This window comes from Roseibium sp. Sym1, assembly GCF_027359675.1.
GTDB lineage: Bacteria > Pseudomonadota > Alphaproteobacteria > Rhizobiales > Stappiaceae > Roseibium.
Genome location: NZ_CP114786.1, coordinates 843,197 through 860,779, shown reverse-complemented (window position 1 = coordinate 860,779; position 17,583 = coordinate 843,197). Strand labels below are relative to the sequence as shown.

The following is a 17,583-nucleotide window of genomic DNA, read 5'->3' as shown; positions in this document are numbered from 1 at the left end:
GGCTTTGGTCCAAAGGGGAAGCAATTCCTGGTTGAGGCCGGTCTGGGGCGGTCGGCAAGACCGGGATGGGGCGACTTGAGGGAGATACTATCGTGAGGAAGTTTGAAATCGAGGAACTCTCGTTCGACGAATTTGACGAGCAGATCAACCCGCCGCCCGCCGAGACGGAATTCGACAGGGTGGTGGACGAGGCCTTGTCCAGGCGTGGCTTCCTGGGCGGGGTGATGGCCTTTGGCGCGGGGTCCTTCGTGCTCGGCACAGGCGTCCTTGCACCCGATGAGGCCGCTGCGCAGGGATCGCGCCTGGGCTTCAGGCAGGTGGCCGCCAACACCCTGGACGAGATCACGGTGCCGGAAGGCTATTCCAGCCAGGTGGTGGTGCGCTGGGGCGATCCGATGTTCTCCGGCGTGGCCGACTTCGATCCGGCGACGCGCGGTACCGGCGAGAGCCAGGCCGGTGCCTATGGCGACAACATCGACGGCATGGCCCTGTTCGAACTGGGCGACGCGACCGTTCTTGTCAACAACAACGAATACACCAATCGCAAGATCATCTGGGGCAACCGGCCCGACGGCGCGGCCGAGACCGATGACGATGTGCTCAAGGGCATGATGGCCCACGGGGTCTCCATCGTTGAAATCGCGAGGGGCGACAACGGTTGGGAGATGGTCAAGGACGGCAAGTACAATCGCCGGATCACCCCGGACACGGAGATGGAGATCACCGGTCCCGCCGCCGGCCATGCCCTCATGCAAACCGCGGCAGATCCTTCAGGCACGTCGAGCAAGGGCACCTGGAACAATTGCGGCAACGGCCGCACGCCCTGGGGCACCTACCTCGCCTGCGAGGAGAATTTCAACGGCTACTATTCCTCGTCCGATCCGGACATCGAACGGACAGACGCCCAGAAGCGCTACGGCATCAATGTCGAGGACTGGGGCTACGGCTGGGCCAGGATCGACGAACGGTTCGACATTGCCAGGCATCCGAACGAAGCCAACCGCAACGGCTGGGTGGTCGAAATCGATCCGGCAGATCCAACCTCCACCCCGAAGAAGCGAACGGCGCTCGGGCGCTTCAAGCATGAAAATGCCGAGGTCGTGGTCAATGGCGACGGGCATATCGTGGTCTATATGGGCGACGACGAACGCGGCGAGTTCCTGTACCGGTTCATTTCCGATGGTGTTTATGCCGAGGGCGCCGACAATTCGGACCTTCTCGCCGACGGAACGCTCTATGCGGCCAGGTTCCACCCGGACGGCACAGGTGAATGGCTTGCCCTGACGCCGGAGACCACCGGCATGGCGTCTGCCGCCGAGGTGGCGATCCATGCCCGGATGGCGGGGTCCGCGGTCGGCGCCACGACCATGGACCGGCCGGAATGGGTCGCCGCCAATCCGAAGAAGGCGGAAGTTTACTGCTCCCTGACCAACAACAAGAACCGCGCGATCAAGCCGAATGCGGGCGGCGATGCCACTCCGGCGATGGGGCCGAACCCGCGCGCGGAGAACAATTACGGTCAGGTCGTCCGCTGGTGGCCCGCCGGCGGCAACCACACCAGCGACAGCTTCACCTGGGACCTGTTCGCGCTGGCCGGAAACCCGACGGTTCATGAGGATGCCTATGGCGGCTCGGTGAACATCAATGACGGCAACATGTTCAATTCGCCCGACGGGCTTTTCTTCGACACCAAGGGACTGCTCTGGATCCAGACCGACGGCAACTACTCCAACGAGGAGGACTTTGCCGGCCAGGGCAACAACCAGATGCTGGTCGGTGATCCGGCCACCGGCGAGATCAAGCGCTTTCTGGTCGGCCCGAACGAATGCGAAGTGACGGGCGCGGCCATGTCGTCCGACGGCAAGACGCTGTTTGTCGGGATCCAGCATCCGGGCGAACGCGGCAATTCGCACTGGCCGGAAGGCGGTGACAGCGTCCCGCGCTCCGCGGTCATCGCGATCACGCGGGACGACGGACTGCCGCTCGGCTGATCAAGGCAACAGTGCTGGCGCGGAGCAGGCCGCGCCGGCGCGATGCTTGTCAGATGCGCATGCGCGGCACGTCGTTCGGGTCGAGACGGAGTTCGATCAGGAGGGGAGCGTCCCGGGTCTCGATGGCCTCGATCGCGGTTTCCAGGTCTGCCGCGGACGTGACGGTAAGGCCCTTGCCGCCAAGCGCGGTGGCGACTGCGGCAAAGGAGGGCCAGTCGAACATGGCCAGGCCCGGATCCATCGCCCGGTCGAGAAACTGGATATGCTCCGCGCCGTAGGCGCTGTCATTGGCAACGATGACGATCAGGTCCTGTTTCAGCCGGACCGCCGTGTTGAACTCGTTGATGCCGCCCATCATGAAACCGCCATCGCCGGTGAACAGCACGACAGGCCGGTCCGGTGCCGCAAAGCCGGCTCCGAGCGCCTCCTGCAGGCCAAGTCCGATGGAACCGAAATTGGCGGTGACCAGGAAACTCCTGGGGTCGGGAGCGGAAACCCGGCACCAGACCTCGGTCATGAAGCGGCCGCCATCCGTTGCCAGGATCCGGTTTTTGGGCAGCACCTGTTCCAGCCGGTCGAGGGCGTGCACATAGTTGACATAGCCCTCTTTCGTGGCCTCCGCCTTTGCCGGCGGATGGGCGGTCAGCTCCGTCCCGTCGAGTTCCCTCGTGAAGCCGCTCGGCGGGATCTCGGCTTCGTCCAGCCAAAAGAGGAAATTGTCCGCCGTCAGCCCGGCATCGGCGACCAGCGCCGCGTCGGCGTGATAGTTCTTGCTGACCTCGGCGACAGTGTCATTGACCTGCACAACGCGCTTGCCCCGCATCAGCGCGCCCCGGTCGGTGGTGAAATGATGCAGGCTGGCACCGAAACAGACGATGCAGTCGGCCTTGTCGATGGCGTCATAGGCGGCGGGCGTGCTCAGCGTGCCGAAAATGTCCATGTTGTAGGCATGGCCGTTGAACAGGCCTTTTGCCTTGAGTGTTGTCGCCAGCGGTGCCTCCAGCCGGTCTGCCAGTTCGATCAGCTTGTCGCGGGCATCGATGGCGCCGCCGCCGGCCAGGATCACCGGCCGCTTCGCGGACGCGACCATGCCGACCGCCGCGTCGAGATCGTCTCCCTCCGGCACATAGGCCGGCGCGCTGAAGGCCTTGAAGACGGTGGTCTCGTGGGCAACCTCCTGCCACATGAAGTCGGCGGGCATGTTGAGCACGATCGGCCGTTTTTCCACCTGTGCGCGGTAGAAGGCGTGGGCGACGTCCCGGGCGGCGGTCTCCGGCGCGCGCAACTGCTCGAAACCCGCACCGGTCACCTTGACCAGCTCGCGCTGGTCTATGTTCTGGAGGTTCTGCGGGTTCATCACCGGCGTGTCACCGGCCAGCAGCACCATCGGGACATGACCGCGCGCACCTTCCGTCAGCGCGGTAACGCAATTGGTCAGGGCCGGACCATGGGTCACCGTGGCAACGCCCATCCTGCCGGACACATGCGAATAGGCCAAAGCCATCAGCACAGCGCTGCCTTCGAACGACACCGGCACGAAGGTGCCCTTGCCGGCACGCACATAGTGGTCGACCATGAACAGGTTGGCATCGCCCATCAGGCCGAACATCGTGTCGATGCCCTGGTCCAGAACGGACTGTGCAATCGACTGATAGGTGTAGCTCTTGTCGGACATGTCCTTGTTTCTCCCGGCCTGCCTCGGTCTCGCACGCTCGCGAGCGCGTCGGAAAACAGAAATAAGTTACATTTGCAACTTTCTCTATTCGAGATCGGGACCCAGTTCAATCGCTTTGCGGGATGCGTTCAAACGAGTACGGTGTCAGCCCGGACAAGCGCGGCGCAGAACCGGGGCCTGCTCGCAAGGCTGTTTGTCGAAGTAGATGATTTTGTCCGTGTGAGCCGGTGCTCTGGAAATGAACGGACCCCGGGTCTCGCTACGCTCGCACGGGGTGACACTGGAGCGGAGCAATGCTTCTGCGTATCGGACCAGCGAATATTTTAGGTTCCGGTTTGCCGCGCCACTTCCATTAGTCCCGGCAGAACCTGTTCCACCAGCGCCGCCGCGGACCCGTGCGGGTCATAGACGGCGAAGCGGTCGATGTCGAAGGTTTCGGCGCCGGCCACCTCGTATAGCTCCCCGCCGGCAAGGGCTTCGGCCACCAGGTGCCGGGGGCAATAGGCCATGCCGCCGCGTCGCTTCAGATAGGCGATCCCCATCGTGGCATTGCTGAGGAAAAAATGCCCGGAGCGGTCGCCAAGCAGATCCGCCGTTGCGGCATCATATTGGGGGCCGAGCTGGAAATTCAGGAACATCGGCAGGTCCGGGTCGCTTGCCCGGCAGGGCCGGTCGGCCACAAGAACCATCTTTTCCGGTGACAGCGGCACGGTTTCCAGTTTCGAACCGTGGGCTTTTTCGTGGGTGATCGTCAGGTCGAGAACCTGCCGGCGCACGAGGTCGATGGCGTTGCTGTCATGATCGAAATTCAGCGTCAGCGGCAACTTGCCCAGGTTGGTTTCGGCCCAGACCGTCAGCTCGACCAGGAGCGGGTCCCAGATCGAGAGCTGGCAACCGATCCGAAGCGCCAGCCGGTTGGCGAAGCGGCGTCCGATACTGCCGGAAATCTGTTGCCAGTTGGCCAGCATCTGCTCGCTCAACGGGCGCAGGTATTCCCCCGCTTCGCTCAGCCTGGTTCCACCGGCGCCGCGCACGAACAGTTCCACGTCAAGTTCCTCTTCCAGCGCGCGGATGCGGCTGGAAACGGCTGCCTGCGTGATGTTCAGCCGGCTCGCCGCCCGGTGAAAGCTCTCCGCCTCTGCGACGGCCAGGAAGGTTTTCAGGTGTTTCATATCCATGACGAGCAATATTTTCTTTCGGATCGAAAAGAACAATCGATTTTTCCGATCAACTGGAAAGAAGCTGCCTGGGATGTTTGAGGTGCCTGAACCAGGCTTCGGCAAGGTGTGCCGGCTGGCTGCCGGGACCGGCCTGAGGCCGGTTCCGGTCGCGGTCCCCGCTGGTCACAGGCCCGGAAAATCGTCCCCGAGCCTGTCGGCGTAGCAGCCCTCGAAAACATGTGTTCCGGCATGGCGGACCGTGGTTTTGCTGTCCAGCCAGATCGTCCCGCCGCAGCCTTCGACCCAGCGCATGCTGAAACTCTGGTCGTTGTGCAGGAACTGCCGTTCGTCGGGCGGTGTCAGGTGGCCGAAGAAGTCGTACCACTCCAGGTCCCTGTGCCCCGGGATCAGCGCCATGTCGGGATATTTCTTGACCACGCCCCGTTCCACCATTGTCTCGGGAACCTTGCGGCTCACGAGGGCAAGCCCCTGCCCCGCGGCGGGGATCGACAGGAAACCGTTGCGAAGCTCCGGCCGCCAGGGTCTGTTGTGGAAGTCGCGGAGCTGGTGATTGTAGGTCATGCTGCGGGACACGAGCGTCTCGACCGGGGTTCGCACGGCTTCCGGCAATCCGCTCTCCGCCTCAATCAGGCGCCTCAACTCGGCCCAGTTGTAGTATTTCTGGGGGTAGGCCGTGCAGGCAAAATCGGCGCCGAGTGCGATCAGCCTCCAGACCGCGTCCGGCGTGAACTCCATGTCGGAATCGAGCATCAGCATATGGCTGTAGACAGGGTTGGTCAGGAACTTGCTCATCAGGTGATTGCGGTTGATCACCTGGTCGGCCGTGTCATAGGTGTCGAACGAAAAAGGCAGCCCGTGCCCCTGAAATTCCTGGGTCAGCGCAAGCAGCGATTTGACCGTTGCAAGGGCGACCTGCGTATGCGCGGGCATCGCGATCATGATGACGAGCGGTGTCGGTTCGTCCGCTTCACTTTCCATAGATCTTGACCTCGACGGAGCCGGTCACCTCCAGGGCTTCGTCGATTGCCGCCTTCAGTCTGCACCGCTGCTTGTTGAGCAGCTGGACCTTGCGGGCAAGGGCGATGTAGCTGTCATCGAAGGTCTCGCGGCATTCGGCGGCATGAAGGGCGTCCTCCACCTCCCAAAGGTCCCTGTTGACCTCGGCCAGGTCGGTTTCCAGCCGGGCGGTCACCGCGTCGAACGGAAGTCCGCTTCTCAAGCTTTTCAACCGGTCGAGCGTCTCGCCGATGGACGCGGCAAGTCTGCCCCGTTTCACGTGTTCCGCTTTCAGGGACAGAATGGACAACCGGTCACACAGTTCGCCCGGGCCGATTTCGATCAGGATCGGGGTCATCGGGGACGCTCCTTGGGCGTCACCAGCCGGCCGGGCCGAATTTTCTCAGCCTCCTTGAACAGGGAAAAGGTCTGGTTGACGTAGTTCACCACACCCTGGATTTCGCGCAGGTAGGCTTCCAGCTCGGGCGTACGTTCCGCCTCGACCAGCTGGACGGCGCGCGAATGCGGGTAGACCTCGAACATCAGGTAGAACAGCGGCTCCCCGCGCCGCAGCGAGAGCGGTCTGCCGGTGTCGTGCCATTCGAAGGCCCAGGTGAGCGTGCGTGGCCACACATTGATGGGAAACCGCCCCGGCACCATGACGCCGGGGGGCGGTGTGCTTGTGTAATGCAGGAAGGGCGGCAGCTGGGACATGTAGACCGGCTCATCCGCAACGAAGACATACGGAAGACGCAGTTGCATCATCGGCCGGTCCGGATGACGCCATTCCTCCCGGGGATGAAGGTGAACCAGGTGCACAAGCGCATCGTCGCGGACCGGGGACAGTGCGCCGTCGCGGTTTCTGACCGCCGGTTCCCCGAAGTCCGTCTCGCACAGCTCGAGGGTCAGATCCACCGGGCACACCACCTCGAACAGGCGGTTTTCAAGCCCGAGCACCGCCGGACAGGCGGAGACGGACTTGGCATGGGATCGAGGACCGGACGCGGACTTGAGCCGGCGCGGGGGCTTGAAGACAAGCTGCGAGTCTGGCGGGTCGAGAAGCCAGCCGACGGTCGCGGGACCCTCCCTGGCCGCGTCTCCCGTGTCGACTTCCAGCGCGACACTGAAACGCGCGTTGGCTCCGGCGACGTGCCCGGCATCACCGCCGTTATCGCCGGAACTGGGCACTGATCCAGGGCGGAGCTGGGAGCCAGCGATTCAGGCTCTGGTCGAGATAAAGACCCGTCATCTGATTATAGGTAATGGTAACCGGTTGCCGGGTCGACGGATGCGTGATGTTGCGTGTGACGATCTGCGGGACGCCCCTGTTGTGCGGTCCGCCGGGGTTGGGCCTGCTGAACGCACCGCCCGCATAGACGGTGTTCATCACGCCCCTGCCGCCGGCGTAGATCGTGTCCATGATGCCCCTGCCGCCGGCGTATACGGTGTTCATGACGCCCCTGCCGCCGGCATAGACGGTGTTCATGACACCCCTGCCACCGGCATAGACGGTATTCATGATACCCCTGCCGCCGGCATAGACGGTGTTCATGACACCTCTGCCGCCGCCATAGACGGTGTTCATGAAACCCCTGCCACCACCGTAAACGGTATTCATTGCGCCTGATTTTCCTGGAAAGAAGGTGTTTCCATGCGCGTGTCGAGGGGGCGCGTGGCCTGCTACAAGCGTGTTCGAGTGCATCTGTCCCGGCCGGCTGCCCATTTCCCAGTCGTTCACCGACCGGCGTCCACCGCCGAGCTTCGAAATATCCTGGTCAATGCCTGGTCTCTTGCGGTAAACCAAAGCGTCAATCCTTTAACAAGTATCGTAAAAATTATAGCTGCGCTCCGGGGGGAGTCAACTTGAGCGGTGCTGTGAGATTACGCAGGGTTCATCTGAGAATTTGACAAGTTCATCGCTGACCCGGGCCATGACATCCTGCCACTGGCGTGGCCGGCTCTGCCGGAAAAACCGCATGGACGGATACCAGTCCGACAGGCTGCCCTCGAAGCCGTGGTACCAGTGCGCGAATGTATCCAGCAGAACCCAGACAGGGGTGCCGAGCGCGCCGGCTATGTGCGCCACGGCGCTGTCGGTCATGATGATCAGGTCGAGAGCCTCGATCAGTGCGGCGGTTTCTGCAAAGTCGTAATCGTCGCAATCGATGATCAGGTCGCCGAAACCACCCTCGATCAGTTCCCGCTGGGGCGGTCCCTTCTGAAGACTGTAGAGCTGGACGAAAGGCAGCTCGGCAAGTGGCAGAAAATCGCGCAGGCCGGCTGCCCTGTCTGCGTTGCCGCCATAGTCGACATTTCCGGACCAGAGAATGCCGACGCGAAAGGGGGCCTTTGCACGGGCGAGCAGGGCATCCAGGCGCCCGTCCGGTGCCGGGATGCTGCGCAGTTTCGGAGGCGAATGGTGCGCGGGATCGCTCACGACGAGCCGTGCCGGCAGGGACAGGATCGGGATCCAGTAATCGTAATCGCACTGGCTGTCCGCCTCCCCGACCCAGTGATCGACACCGTCCAGATCGGCAAGCAGACTTGTGAGCGCAGGCCGGGTCTTCACGTGTACCTCGCCTCCCGCGGCCTTGATCCCGGGAAGAAAGCGCGCGGCCCAGATGATGTCTCCATGTCCTCCCTCGGGGAGCACCAGAACCGTCTTGCCTTCGAGGGGCTCCCCCGTCCACATGGCGGTTCCTTCAGGTGCGCCGGGGAAAGGATCCGGCATCGGACGTTGCTCCCAGAGCGGCCAGCCTTCGCCGAATTGTCTCTCGCCCAGCAGCAGCCAGGCGGCTTCGACCGCCGCGCTCCGGTCCCTTGCATCGGCGGCCAGGAGTTCCCGGAACGCCACAAGCGCTTCTGTTCTTTTGCCGGCCCGGGAAAGAGCAACGGCGAGAAGATAATGGGCTTCGCGATCACTCGGCCGGATTGCCAGCAGGCGTCGGGCGGACACTGTGGCATCGACGGGGCGCCCGGCCTGAAGGTAAAGCCCGGTCAGACGATACAGCGCATCGACGGCTGTCGGTCCGATCTGCGCGGCTCGGACGAGGCAGGCTATCGCCGCCGTCTCTCTTTCCGCGTAAAGGTGGGTCTCCGCCTGAAGCAGCCATGCCTCGCCATGGTCCGGACAGATCTCCAAGCAGGCATCGGCAAGGGATCTCGCCGTTTCGGTCTGCTCCCGGCCAAAGGACCGCAGCGCCATCTGATACAATCGGTCGGCCAGGAAATGATTGTCCTTCCCGGTCATGTTCTTCTCCAGGCAGAGGCGGCGCAATAAATCTCGTCCGTTCCGATGAACTCGGTGACTGCGTAGCCTTTGCCGGCCATGAAGCGGGCAATGTCCGGATTTCCGGTGTTGTTCTCGATGCTCCAGGCGGTCACTGGCACGCTTTCGAAGGGGAATGCCTCGAGAACCGCGCGTTCACCGCCTTCCACATCGAGCGAGACATAGTCGATCCGCTCGATCCCGGCATCCCGAAGCAATTCACCGATCGTGCGAACCTCGACGCGGACCTGCTGCTCGCTATGCTCCGGATGCCGGCGGACAACCTCGAGCATCTCCTGGTCGTAGCTGGTTTCCAGCCCGCTCATCTGGGTATAGCCGGACAGCACCTCGATGAAGGCGGCGGTCGTCGTGCCATCACCCGCCGCGACCCGGCGGCAAGCACAGGTTCGGCTCCTGCTGGCTATTGCGAAGGGGAGGGAGGCAGGCTCCACGAGCAGACCGTTCCAGCCGAGAGACCGTTCGAAAAACAGTGTGTTCGACCCCGTGACGCCGTCATAGCCGCCAATGTCGACAAAGGTTCCGCCCGTCCTGTTTGTGAAGAACTCCTCATGCACGAACCTGTCCTGACCGGACTGGCTGTGGAACGGGGCATGCAGGCCGAGGCATTTTTCGACGATCCAGAGATCGTGCCGAAGGGCGCCTCTTTCCGGGCCGAACACCCGGGTGAGAGCGGCTGCAAGCGCTGACTGTTGCCTTTTCAGGTCGTCGACAGACCAGCCATCGGACGAAGGGGAGATGCTCATATCCAGACCCGCAATTCCGTCATCGCCTTCCGGCGCACCGGCTCAAGTTGCCCCGGGGGCAGATGCAGGAGACCACAGCTGAACGAAAAACACCATCTGCGGCTCCCGTCCACGGCTGCCTGCTGGCTTCACCCGTGTTGACATTCTGCCGGACGAACCCGGTTCCTTTCGAACGATTTTTTCTATCATATCGATAAAAACAATCAGTTTTTACGATCACGTGCGCTCTGCTAGCGTGTCGCCAAACGATCACTGGAGGCCCGCATGCTCGACAAGACCCGCAAACCTGAATGGACGCGAATGGAAGATGCCAGCAAGGAGGACTTTCTGGCGGTCATGGAATACGACGAGGACTTCAACGCCGGTCTTGTCGACCGCATCATCTCGATGCTGAAGTCGTTGGACGAGGACTGGACGCCCTATCCGATCAACCGCTACCAGCATTCCCTGCAATCGGCGACCCGTGCCCATGAGGACGGCGCCGCGGAAGAGATCGTCGTCGCCGCGCTGATCCATGATATCGGTGACATCCTGTCTCCCTACAATCACGGCGAACTGGCCGCGGCCATGGTGCGCCCCTACGTCTCCGAAAGGACCCGCTGGATCCTCGAGCATCACTGCGTCTTCCAGGGCTATTACTACAATCATCATCTGGGTGGAGACCGCAACGCCCGCGAGAAATACAGGGACAGTCCCTATTACGAGGACTGCAGGTATTTCTGCCACACTTACGACCAGGCGTCCTTCGATCCGGACTATCCGTCGAAACCGCTGGAGTTCTTCGAACCGATGCTGCGCCGTGTCTTCTCCAACAGGAAGGGGCACCTGGAGCTGAACGAACGCGCGGACGACTGACGGTCTAGGCCTGGATTCTCGCCGCCAAGAGCCCGAAAGCCGGTTGTTTCAGCAATCCGGCCGTAGCCGACGCTGAAACCCATTTCCGGGTCCGGTGGTTTTCTTCCCAATCCGCGCCGTCCAGCACCTTGCGGACCTCCATCGGGTAGACCGTCACCTCGCAGGTGGCGCCCCATTTTTCATAGGAGAAACTGCCGAGCGGGACGTGTCCGACGGTGCCTTCGACACCTGCCTCCTCCCGCGCCTCGATCCGTGCGGAGGCTGCGGGGGAGAGGCCCGGCTCGACGATGCCCTTGGGCATTGTCCAGTGACGGCCGCTGGACGAGCCGACGATCAGCACCTCCGTGCCTTGGGATGTGCGCCGGAAGGGGATGACGGCGGACTGGCGGTAATAGTAGGCCGGACGCGGACGGCGCTCCGGCCCGTCCGGCGCGGGATAGGGAAAGAGATCAGGCAGGTCCCCGGCGGCAACCAGGGCGATCAGGTCGGCGGGATCCGGTGTCGCGTCAAGGCGAAACAGCACACCGGGGCCCGTCTCCATTTCGAGCCCGAGGCCTCTCAGGAGCCGTTTCACCTCTTCGGGCAAGGCCACGAGCAACGGCCTGCGGCAGCCCGCAAGTTCGGGCAGGCCACCGCTGGCGAGTGCGGCCGACGGCTTCAGGCCGCGCGTGGTCCAGCCAGCGGCCTTGAGCGCCTTCTCGGCGCTGATGCGGGCCCGCGTCGCCGGGCTTGCCAGCACACGATCCGGACGCAGGCGCCGTTCCCCGAGATACGCACCGATCTTCTGGACCTGCCGTTTGCCCTTGCTGCGCAGGGGGCAGTCGGCAGGCGCGCCGTGCCAGTCCTTTTCGCCGAGGCCGGCACAGAGGATCATCAGTTCCATGATGGTCTCCTTTGGGGGCAGTCTAGCGGGGTCTCCCGAGGCTGTCACAGGAAGGCCGGAAGGCAAGGAGCGTCAAACCCGATTGAATGTGTCGGGCCCCGGCATCGTCGGGTTCCGAATATCGGCATACTGGTCTGCCGGGAGAGAACTTGTTGGAACTCTTTGCCTGTTCATCCGTTGAGTCCGTGGATCCAAAACCAACAACGGAGGATCGAATGACTGTTGAATTGAACGTGCTCAGCCCGAAATACCGCAAGGAAGCCGAGGCGGAAGCGAAGAAGATCCGCAAGGTGGCAGAGAAGACCAATGCGGGCGGCCAGCTGGGTGGAACGTTTTTCGGTCAGGAGCCGGATGACGGCATGGCGCCGCCGAAATCCGTACGCGCTTCACGAGGCTGATCGGAACCGCCGCTGAGGGCGGACTTTGATGAGCCGGGATCTTCCCGGCTCATTGCATTTTGAGTTTGAGCATTCCCAGAATTCCCAGTGCCGGCCCGACGGCCATCACAGCGAACACGCCCGGCCAGCCGATCAACTCGGCGCCGAAGGGTGTCAGTTGAACCGTGGCGAAGGTCAGGGCAAACCCGAGCGCGGTCTGAAATGTCATCAGGCTGCCGGCCTGGTCCGGCGGCGCGAAATCCGCAACCAGTGCCGAAAACTGTGCGGAATCCGGCAGGATCGCGGCCCCCCAGACCAGGACGCAGACAATCGTCAGCCAGGCCGGTCCACCGAAGGTGAGTGCGGAGGCGAGTGCCGCAGTGCCGCTGATGGCCATTGCGAGGATGGCAATATTGGCCTTTCCGACGCGGTCGGCGGCAAGTCCTGCGACGATGCAGGCCGCACCGCCCGCCGCAATCGACAGGAAGGCGATCAGGCGGGACAGCGGGACGGCCTCGTCTTCGGGCATTTGCGCGCCGAAGGACGCGGCCAGCGCCACGCCGATCCAGGCCCACATGGCATAAAGCTCCCACATATGGCCGAGATATCCGGCATAGGCGTAGCGGATCTTCCTGTTCGTCCAGGCGGTGAGGATCGCGCCCATCTTCATCCGCGGCGCCTTGGCGTGAAAGGGGCCGAGACCTACGAACAGGCACAGGACACCACCCGCGGCGGCGGCAATCGAGGCGACGGACAGGCTCCAGCGCCAGTCCGCGCCGCCCAGAAGGGCCAGCAGGTGCGGTGCCGCCGAGCCGAAGGTCAGGGCCCCGACGAGTGTGCCGACCAGCAGGCCGCGATCCTTCTGTCCCCAGCCGACAGCGATTTTCATGCCGACCGGATAGACCCCCGCCAGCAGTGCGCCGGTGGCGAAGCGTGCGAAGATCGTGATGGCCCCTCCCGGCTCAAACACAAGCAGGCTGGCGTTGAAAACGGCAGCGGTGATGGCGCTGAACGCAAAAAAGCGCCTCGGGTCGATCCGGTCGGCCAGGCCTAGCAGCGCCGAGGTGACGGCACCGACCACGAAACCGATCTGGACGGCGCTGGACAGCGCCGCCTGGGCGAATTCGGCAATGTCGAATTCACGGGTCAGGTCCGGCAGGATCGCGGCGGACATGAACCACAGGCTCATGCCGGCAATCTCGGCCAGCATCAGGAGGCCGAGCGAGCGCCACTTTCCGGCAAATTCACCCGGCAAGGCCGAGCTCCTTCTGCTGCTTCCTGGTCAGCTTGGCCGCGATGATCTTGTGCGCGGCGACGATATAGGCCTTCAGGTCCTCGTCCGGGAGGGCGCCTTCCTTTTCCAGCTGCACCCACTTGGCCCGCGCAAGATAGGGGGCCGGGATCAGCCCGTCCTGCTGGGTCAGGAGCGCATATGAGATGTCCGAACACTTGAAGCTGAACCGCGGCAGGTCGCCTTCGCCCCAGCCTGAGCAGATTGCGAAGATCTTTCCACCGACTTTCCAGACCGACGCATTGCCCCACTGGATCACGTGGCTGGTCGCCGGCAAGGACTTGCAAAAGGCGTCGAATTCGTCACGGGTCATTGAAAGGCTCTGTGGCAGAAACTGGAAGGCGCGCCAAGATGGCCTGCCGTGCCGAATTGCGCAAGAACACGCCGGCTCAAAAAAACTTGTCACACATTCCGCTCCGCCTGCCTCTAACTTCATGAAGCGACAAACAACGGATGCACAAGATGACTGTAATCTCCGTATCGGCAGACGAGGTGAAGGCGGCCCAGGACGGCGACCGGCGGGCATTGGAAGGGGTTCTTTCCGGTGTTCAGGACCAGGTTCATCACCTGGCGCGGCGTATCCTGGTCAACCCGGAGGACGCCAGTGAGGCCACCCAGGAAATCCTGATCCTTGTCCTGACAAAGCTGTCGACCTTTCGTGGTGACAGTGCCTTTTCCACCTGGGTCTACAGGGTGGCGGTCCGCTATCTTCTGGGCGCGAGGAAGATCCGCGACAGGGAACTCGGGCTGACTTTCGATGTGTTCGCGGCCGACCTGGAAACCGGACTGGTCGCCGACCCGCCGCACGCCCCGGACCAGGCGCTGCTTTACAACGAGCTGCGGGTATCCTGCACCATGGCCATGCTCTTGTGCCTCACCATGGATCTCCGCCTGGCCTATGTGCTTGGCGACATCTTCGAGCTCGACCATGGCGAAGCATCGGAAATCCTCGAGCTGACCCCGGCAGCCTATCGCAAGCGGCTGTCGCGCGCACGGCGCGAGGTGATGGACTTCACCTCCAGCCATTGCGGTCTTGTCAGCGGACAGGCGAAATGCCGCTGTCCGCGCCGTCTTCCCGCCGCGGTTGCCGCCGGCCGGATCAACCCGGACCAGACGCCCAATTCGGCCGGCTCGACGGAGAGTTACAGCGAGGTCAGCCACCGTATCAGCTCGGTAATCGACAGCCTGAAGTCGTTCGAACTGCAGCGGGCGGTTCCCCAGCAGCGCTGTCCGGTCGAGATCCGCACCCAGCTCACAGAAATCCTGTCGCCGCCGCTCTAGGGCCTGTGGGAATCCTAAATCCCCACCGGCCCTAGGCCACGAGACGGATCTGCCAGAAATTCACTTCTTCAACCAGCCAGGCGACGGGCGGGACTGGCACCGCCGTGCCTGAAACAGGAACCAATCCGATGTCCCGAAAAATCCGGACCTCGCTTGCAGCCGCCACGGCGGCAATCCTTTCCATTTCCACACCGCTCCAGGCAGAAGGAACCCGTGACATGACGGCGGATGAGAAAAACGTGCTTGCCCTGATCCAGTCCATGACCAGCTCGTTTGAAAAGGGCGACATAGAGGCGGTCATGCAGACCTACGAACCGAAGCAGAGCATTGCCTTCCAGCCCGGCGAACCTGTCTCCGACAGCACATTGTCCCGGCAAATGTTCGAGCAGTTCCGCGCGATCTCGCCGGAATTCTCCTATTCGGGCCACGAGGTCATCGTGGAAGGCGACATTGCAGTCCATGTCGCGCCCTGGCAGATGACCGGAACCGATCCCGAGGGCAAGGCGGTGACCGGATCGGGGCTTTCCATTGCCGTCCTGCGCCGCCAGTCCGACGGCAGCTGGAAAATGGTCATCGACAATCCCCATGGCAGCCGGCTGCTGCTGCCGGCGGCACACTGACGCCCGCCGGCCGCGGTTCCTTCAGGAGCGCGGCCGGTACAAGGCGCGGCGGCCGGGCATGACGGAACTCGGGACACTGGGCCAAGCCACTGGGCCCGTCCTGCTGCCTTGTCCCGTGGTCGGCATCTTGGCCCCCGCGGCCGCGACGCCGGCCGCGAGACCGGCCAAGGCACCATCGCAGGCATTTCAATACGAACAGCCGCCGCCGCTTGCGGACCCGTCGCAGATGCCTCTGCAGCATCAGGTGATGTTCGGGAATGTCTGCCGGCCAGAACTCCGCATGGTGCGGATAAAGGGACCTGACGGGATCATCCCAGCGGCGCGCACGGTTGGGCTTGCCGGATTTTTTCCGGGGCAAGGAATAGGGAAAGAGCATCTGCCGCTCCCTTCGATTTCGTTTGAAATTTGAGATTATATGAGAATAATTTCATATCTTGAGGCTAGTCTCATGTTTTCTATGTGAAAATAAAGTTGCAGAAATGAAACGAAATCTCGACTGGGAAGATCTCCGCCTGTTTCTTGCCGTTGCGAAGGCTGGTGGCCTTGCCGGCGCCGCCCAAGCAACCGGCGTGAGTCCGGCGACCCTGGGCCGGCGCGTGACGGCCCTCGAAAAGAGCCTGAATGTCCGCCTGGTCGAGCGCGAGGCGCGGGGATACCGGTTGACCGGGGCGGGACACGAACTGCTGATCCAGCTCGACGCCATGGACCAGTCCGCGCGGGCAATCGACCTCTGGCGGCAGGGGGGCGGCACACGCCGCAGGGTCCGGATTTCCGCGGGAGACTGGACCATGCGCCTTCTGCTGGATCATCTGGATAGCTTCTGGTCGCCGGAGCTTGACTGGCGCCCCGAATTCCTGGCCGACCCGCGTGACCGGGATATTGCAAGGCGGCGGATCGACATCGGGGTGCGGAACCGGCGTCCCGAGCAGGAGTGGCTTGCCGGACGGAAGGTCGGCACGGTCGAATTTGCGGTCTATCAGGCGACGGGCGTGCCGCCGGGACAGGACATCGGCTGGGTGGGGCTGGTGGAGGAAGAGGCCGGTTTCCCGACAGCCACCTGGATCCGGGAACACCACGGTGAGGACGTGATCGTGACTCTCAACAAGGCGACCTATGCTCTGGCATTGGTGCGCAAGGGACAGGTGCGCATGGTGCTGCCCTGTTTTGTCGGTGACGGTTTTGACGACCTCAAACGCGTTTCCGAACCGATCGAGGAGCTGAAAACGGACCGCTGGCTGGTCATGCACCAGGACGAGCGTCATGAGCCCGAGCTGCGCCAGGCCATTTCCGCGTTGGCGAAACTGTTGAAACAAAACCCGATTTTAACTTCGGGCGCATGAACAATTCACAGAAGGTTGACAGAAGAACCGCTGTAATACCCGGTGCCTTGAATCAATTTTAACGAAGCTCCATATTTAATAGTGAACGGAACCGGTTGGTTCCGGTCCGGATGCCTTTGAAAAGGGTCCGGGCGCAAGGTCGCTTCGACAAGGACTTTGAGGATGTCACGCATGTCAGCGTTTTCTAGCCCGTTCATGCTCGGGTTTGACGATATCGAGCGCGTGCTTGATCGCGTCTCCAAGGCAGCCAATGACGGCTACCCGCCGTATAATATCGAAAGACTCCCGAAATCCGAGGGTCAGGGAGATATTATCCGGATCACTTTGGCGGTGGCCGGGTTCACGCGAGACCAGCTTGATGTCTCCGTGGAAGAGAGCCAGCTGGTGATCCGAGGCCGGCAGGTCGATGACAAGACCCGCCAGTACCTGCATCGCGGCATAGCCGCCCGCCAGTTTCAGCGGGCCTTTGTCCTGGCCGAAGGGATCGAGATCCTTGGAGCCGACCTGAAGGATGGACTGCTGTCCATCGATCTGGCACGTCCCGAACCTGAACGTGTCATAAAAAAAATAGAAATCTCCAACGGCGAATAGACCCTCGTCGGCCAACAGATGGAGAAAGCTGATGCACGACCCCAATAGCCCCTCGTGGGCAGACATGACCGACCTGACCGAAATCATGACGGCCGATGAACTGACCGAACTTGGTACGGGCGATATCGCTTATATCAAGCCGATCAAGGCGCGGGACCTGCGCGAAATGTTCCCGGACGTCCCGCCGCTTCACGACAACATGACGCTCTATGCGCTGTTGAATGCCGACGGCACGCCGATCCTCCTGGCGGACAGCCGGGAAGCGGCCGTTGCAAATGCCTTCGAAGCCGATCTCGAAATGGCCTCGCTGCACTGAGCAACAGTCAGAACCTGAACAAAAGACACCGGCCAAACGGCCGGTGTTTTTTTGTGCGCTCGTTGCGAACAGACTGCTGCTCTCCGTCGGACTGATCGGCACGATGCCGAGGTCGCCGTACTGAATTCCACGCCAGGCTGTTTCGGGCAACCGG

20 protein-coding genes are annotated in these 17,583 nt (G+C 62.6%); 8 read left to right on the top strand and 12 right to left on the bottom strand.

The window, feature by feature from the left end; translation table 11 throughout:
• The first annotated feature begins 92 nt into the window (after positions 1-92).
• Positions 93-1,991: a PhoX family protein gene (locus O6760_RS03900; protein WP_269584174.1), complete on the top strand. Its 1,899-nt coding sequence runs from the start codon at positions 93-95 to the stop codon at positions 1,989-1,991.
• A gap of 49 nt (positions 1,992-2,040) precedes the next feature.
• Here O6760_RS03900 and O6760_RS03895 read toward each other — a convergent pair whose 3' ends face one another.
• From O6760_RS03895 to O6760_RS03860, 8 genes are all read right to left on the bottom strand, one after another.
• On the bottom strand, positions 2,041-3,666 hold the full coding sequence (locus O6760_RS03895) for a thiamine pyrophosphate-binding protein (RefSeq protein ID WP_269584173.1): 1,626 nt from the start codon (positions 3,664-3,666) through the stop codon (positions 2,041-2,043).
• 323 nt (positions 3,667-3,989) lie between these two features.
• Positions 3,990-4,844, bottom strand: a complete 855-nt coding sequence (locus tag O6760_RS03890) for a LysR family transcriptional regulator (RefSeq protein ID WP_269584172.1) — start codon at positions 4,842-4,844, stop codon at positions 3,990-3,992.
• 165 nt (positions 4,845-5,009) lie between these two features.
• A complete protein-coding gene (locus tag O6760_RS03885; protein ID WP_269584171.1) occupies positions 5,010-5,825 on the bottom strand; it encodes a hypothetical protein in 816 nt (271 codons plus the stop codon).
• A complete protein-coding gene (locus O6760_RS03880; RefSeq protein WP_269584170.1) occupies positions 5,815-6,201 on the bottom strand; it encodes a DUF6165 family protein in 387 nt (128 codons plus the stop codon). Before O6760_RS03880 ends, O6760_RS03885 begins: the two co-directional genes overlap by 11 nt.
• Complete coding sequence (locus tag O6760_RS03875; RefSeq protein ID WP_269584169.1) at positions 6,198-7,031, bottom strand: hypothetical protein; 834 nt, start codon at positions 7,029-7,031, stop codon at positions 6,198-6,200. Before O6760_RS03875 ends, O6760_RS03880 begins: the two co-directional genes overlap by 4 nt.
• Positions 7,012-7,461 (bottom strand): hypothetical protein, encoded by a 450-nt coding sequence (locus tag O6760_RS03870; RefSeq protein ID WP_269584168.1) that lies wholly within the window; start codon positions 7,459-7,461, stop codon positions 7,012-7,014. Before O6760_RS03870 ends, O6760_RS03875 begins: the two co-directional genes overlap by 20 nt.
• Positions 7,462-7,701: 240 nt before the next feature.
• Positions 7,702-9,093 carry a glycosyltransferase family 9 protein gene (locus O6760_RS03865; RefSeq protein WP_269584167.1) on the bottom strand — a complete coding sequence of 464 codons (1,392 nt, stop codon included), beginning with the start codon at positions 9,091-9,093 and terminating at the stop codon, positions 7,702-7,704.
• A complete protein-coding gene (locus O6760_RS03860; protein ID WP_269584166.1) occupies positions 9,090-9,875 on the bottom strand; it encodes an FkbM family methyltransferase in 786 nt (261 codons plus the stop codon). Before O6760_RS03860 ends, O6760_RS03865 begins: the two co-directional genes overlap by 4 nt.
• A gap of 264 nt (positions 9,876-10,139) precedes the next feature.
• Here O6760_RS03860 and O6760_RS03855 point away from each other — a divergent pair, with 264 nt between their 5' ends.
• Entirely contained in the window at positions 10,140-10,730 is a 591-nt protein-coding gene (locus O6760_RS03855; RefSeq protein ID WP_269584165.1) for an HD domain-containing protein, read from the top strand.
• 4 nt (positions 10,731-10,734) lie between these two features.
• On the opposite strand, the gene O6760_RS03850 is transcribed toward O6760_RS03855, so the two are convergent.
• Entirely contained in the window at positions 10,735-11,613 is an 879-nt protein-coding gene (locus O6760_RS03850; protein ID WP_269584164.1) for an NUDIX hydrolase, read from the bottom strand.
• Between the two features lie 215 nt (positions 11,614-11,828).
• Here O6760_RS03850 and O6760_RS03845 point away from each other — a divergent pair, with 215 nt between their 5' ends.
• Positions 11,829-12,011, top strand: a complete 183-nt coding sequence (locus O6760_RS03845) for a hypothetical protein (RefSeq protein WP_269584163.1) — start codon at positions 11,829-11,831, stop codon at positions 12,009-12,011.
• A 49-nt stretch (positions 12,012-12,060) separates the two neighbouring features.
• On the opposite strand, the gene O6760_RS03840 is transcribed toward O6760_RS03845, so the two are convergent.
• A complete protein-coding gene (locus O6760_RS03840) occupies positions 12,061-13,245 on the bottom strand; it encodes an MFS transporter (protein ID WP_269584162.1) in 1,185 nt (394 codons plus the stop codon).
• Positions 13,235-13,594 (bottom strand): MmcQ/YjbR family DNA-binding protein, encoded by a 360-nt coding sequence (locus O6760_RS03835; RefSeq protein ID WP_269584161.1) that lies wholly within the window; start codon positions 13,592-13,594, stop codon positions 13,235-13,237. Before O6760_RS03835 ends, O6760_RS03840 begins: the two co-directional genes overlap by 11 nt.
• Positions 13,595-13,743: 149 nt before the next feature.
• Here O6760_RS03835 and O6760_RS03830 point away from each other — a divergent pair, with 149 nt between their 5' ends.
• The 3 genes from O6760_RS03830 (at position 13,744) to O6760_RS03820 (ending at position 16,522) form a co-directional block, all read left to right on the top strand.
• Positions 13,744-14,562, top strand: a complete 819-nt coding sequence (locus O6760_RS03830) for an RNA polymerase sigma factor (protein WP_269584160.1) — start codon at positions 13,744-13,746, stop codon at positions 14,560-14,562.
• Between the two features lie 128 nt (positions 14,563-14,690).
• Positions 14,691-15,182 (top strand): YybH family protein, encoded by a 492-nt coding sequence (locus O6760_RS03825; RefSeq protein WP_269584159.1) that lies wholly within the window; start codon positions 14,691-14,693, stop codon positions 15,180-15,182.
• 479 nt (positions 15,183-15,661) lie between these two features.
• Positions 15,662-16,522: a LysR family transcriptional regulator gene (locus O6760_RS03820; protein ID WP_269584158.1), complete on the top strand. Its 861-nt coding sequence runs from the start codon at positions 15,662-15,664 to the stop codon at positions 16,520-16,522.
• 5 nt (positions 16,523-16,527) lie between these two features.
• On the opposite strand, the gene O6760_RS03815 is transcribed toward O6760_RS03820, so the two are convergent.
• Positions 16,528-16,695 carry a hypothetical protein gene (locus O6760_RS03815; RefSeq protein WP_269586391.1) on the bottom strand — a complete coding sequence of 56 codons (168 nt, stop codon included), beginning with the start codon at positions 16,693-16,695 and terminating at the stop codon, positions 16,528-16,530.
• Between O6760_RS03815 and O6760_RS03810 the strand changes: the two genes are divergently transcribed.
• The gene (locus O6760_RS03810) at positions 16,685-17,113 is read left to right on the top strand and encodes an Hsp20 family protein (RefSeq protein ID WP_269584157.1); all 429 of its coding nucleotides are present in this window, start codon (positions 16,685-16,687) and stop codon (positions 17,111-17,113) included. The two genes, O6760_RS03815 and O6760_RS03810, sit on opposite strands and share 11 nt — an antisense overlap.
• Positions 17,114-17,144: 31 nt before the next feature.
• Positions 17,145-17,429: a DUF1150 domain-containing protein gene (locus O6760_RS03805; protein ID WP_269584156.1), complete on the top strand. Its 285-nt coding sequence runs from the start codon at positions 17,145-17,147 to the stop codon at positions 17,427-17,429.
• Positions 17,430-17,583: the final 154 nt, after the last annotated feature.

Bases quoted from the DNA above. Each gene is read 5' to 3' on its own strand.
- O6760_RS03855 (WP_269584165.1), top strand. From the start codon at position 10,140: ATGCTCGACAAGACCCGCAAACCTGAATGGACGCGAATGGAAGATGCC.
- O6760_RS03815 (WP_269586391.1), bottom strand. From the start codon at position 16,695: ATGCGTGACATCCTCAAAGTCCTTGTCGAAGCGACCTTGCGCCCGGAC.
- O6760_RS03825 (WP_269584159.1), top strand. From the start codon at position 14,691: ATGTCCCGAAAAATCCGGACCTCGCTTGCAGCCGCCACGGCGGCAATC.
- O6760_RS03810 (WP_269584157.1), top strand. From the start codon at position 16,685: ATGTCACGCATGTCAGCGTTTTCTAGCCCGTTCATGCTCGGGTTTGAC.
- O6760_RS03880 (WP_269584170.1), bottom strand. From the start codon at position 6,201: ATGACCCCGATCCTGATCGAAATCGGCCCGGGCGAACTGTGTGACCGG.
- O6760_RS03830 (WP_269584160.1), top strand. From the start codon at position 13,744: ATGACTGTAATCTCCGTATCGGCAGACGAGGTGAAGGCGGCCCAGGAC.
- O6760_RS03835 (WP_269584161.1), bottom strand. From the start codon at position 13,594: ATGACCCGTGACGAATTCGACGCCTTTTGCAAGTCCTTGCCGGCGACC.
- O6760_RS03885 (WP_269584171.1), bottom strand. From the start codon at position 5,825: ATGGAAAGTGAAGCGGACGAACCGACACCGCTCGTCATCATGATCGCG.
- O6760_RS03870 (WP_269584168.1), bottom strand. From the start codon at position 7,461: ATGAATACCGTTTACGGTGGTGGCAGGGGTTTCATGAACACCGTCTAT.
- O6760_RS03805 (WP_269584156.1), top strand. From the start codon at position 17,145: ATGCACGACCCCAATAGCCCCTCGTGGGCAGACATGACCGACCTGACC.
- O6760_RS03860 (WP_269584166.1), bottom strand. From the start codon at position 9,875: ATGAGCATCTCCCCTTCGTCCGATGGCTGGTCTGTCGACGACCTGAAA.
- O6760_RS03865 (WP_269584167.1), bottom strand. From the start codon at position 9,093: ATGACCGGGAAGGACAATCATTTCCTGGCCGACCGATTGTATCAGATG.
- O6760_RS03895 (WP_269584173.1), bottom strand. From the start codon at position 3,666: ATGTCCGACAAGAGCTACACCTATCAGTCGATTGCACAGTCCGTTCTG.
- O6760_RS03845 (WP_269584163.1), top strand. From the start codon at position 11,829: ATGACTGTTGAATTGAACGTGCTCAGCCCGAAATACCGCAAGGAAGCC.
- O6760_RS03890 (WP_269584172.1), bottom strand. From the start codon at position 4,844: ATGGATATGAAACACCTGAAAACCTTCCTGGCCGTCGCAGAGGCGGAG.
- O6760_RS03850 (WP_269584164.1), bottom strand. From the start codon at position 11,613: ATGGAACTGATGATCCTCTGTGCCGGCCTCGGCGAAAAGGACTGGCAC.
- O6760_RS03820 (WP_269584158.1), top strand. From the start codon at position 15,662: ATGAAACGAAATCTCGACTGGGAAGATCTCCGCCTGTTTCTTGCCGTT.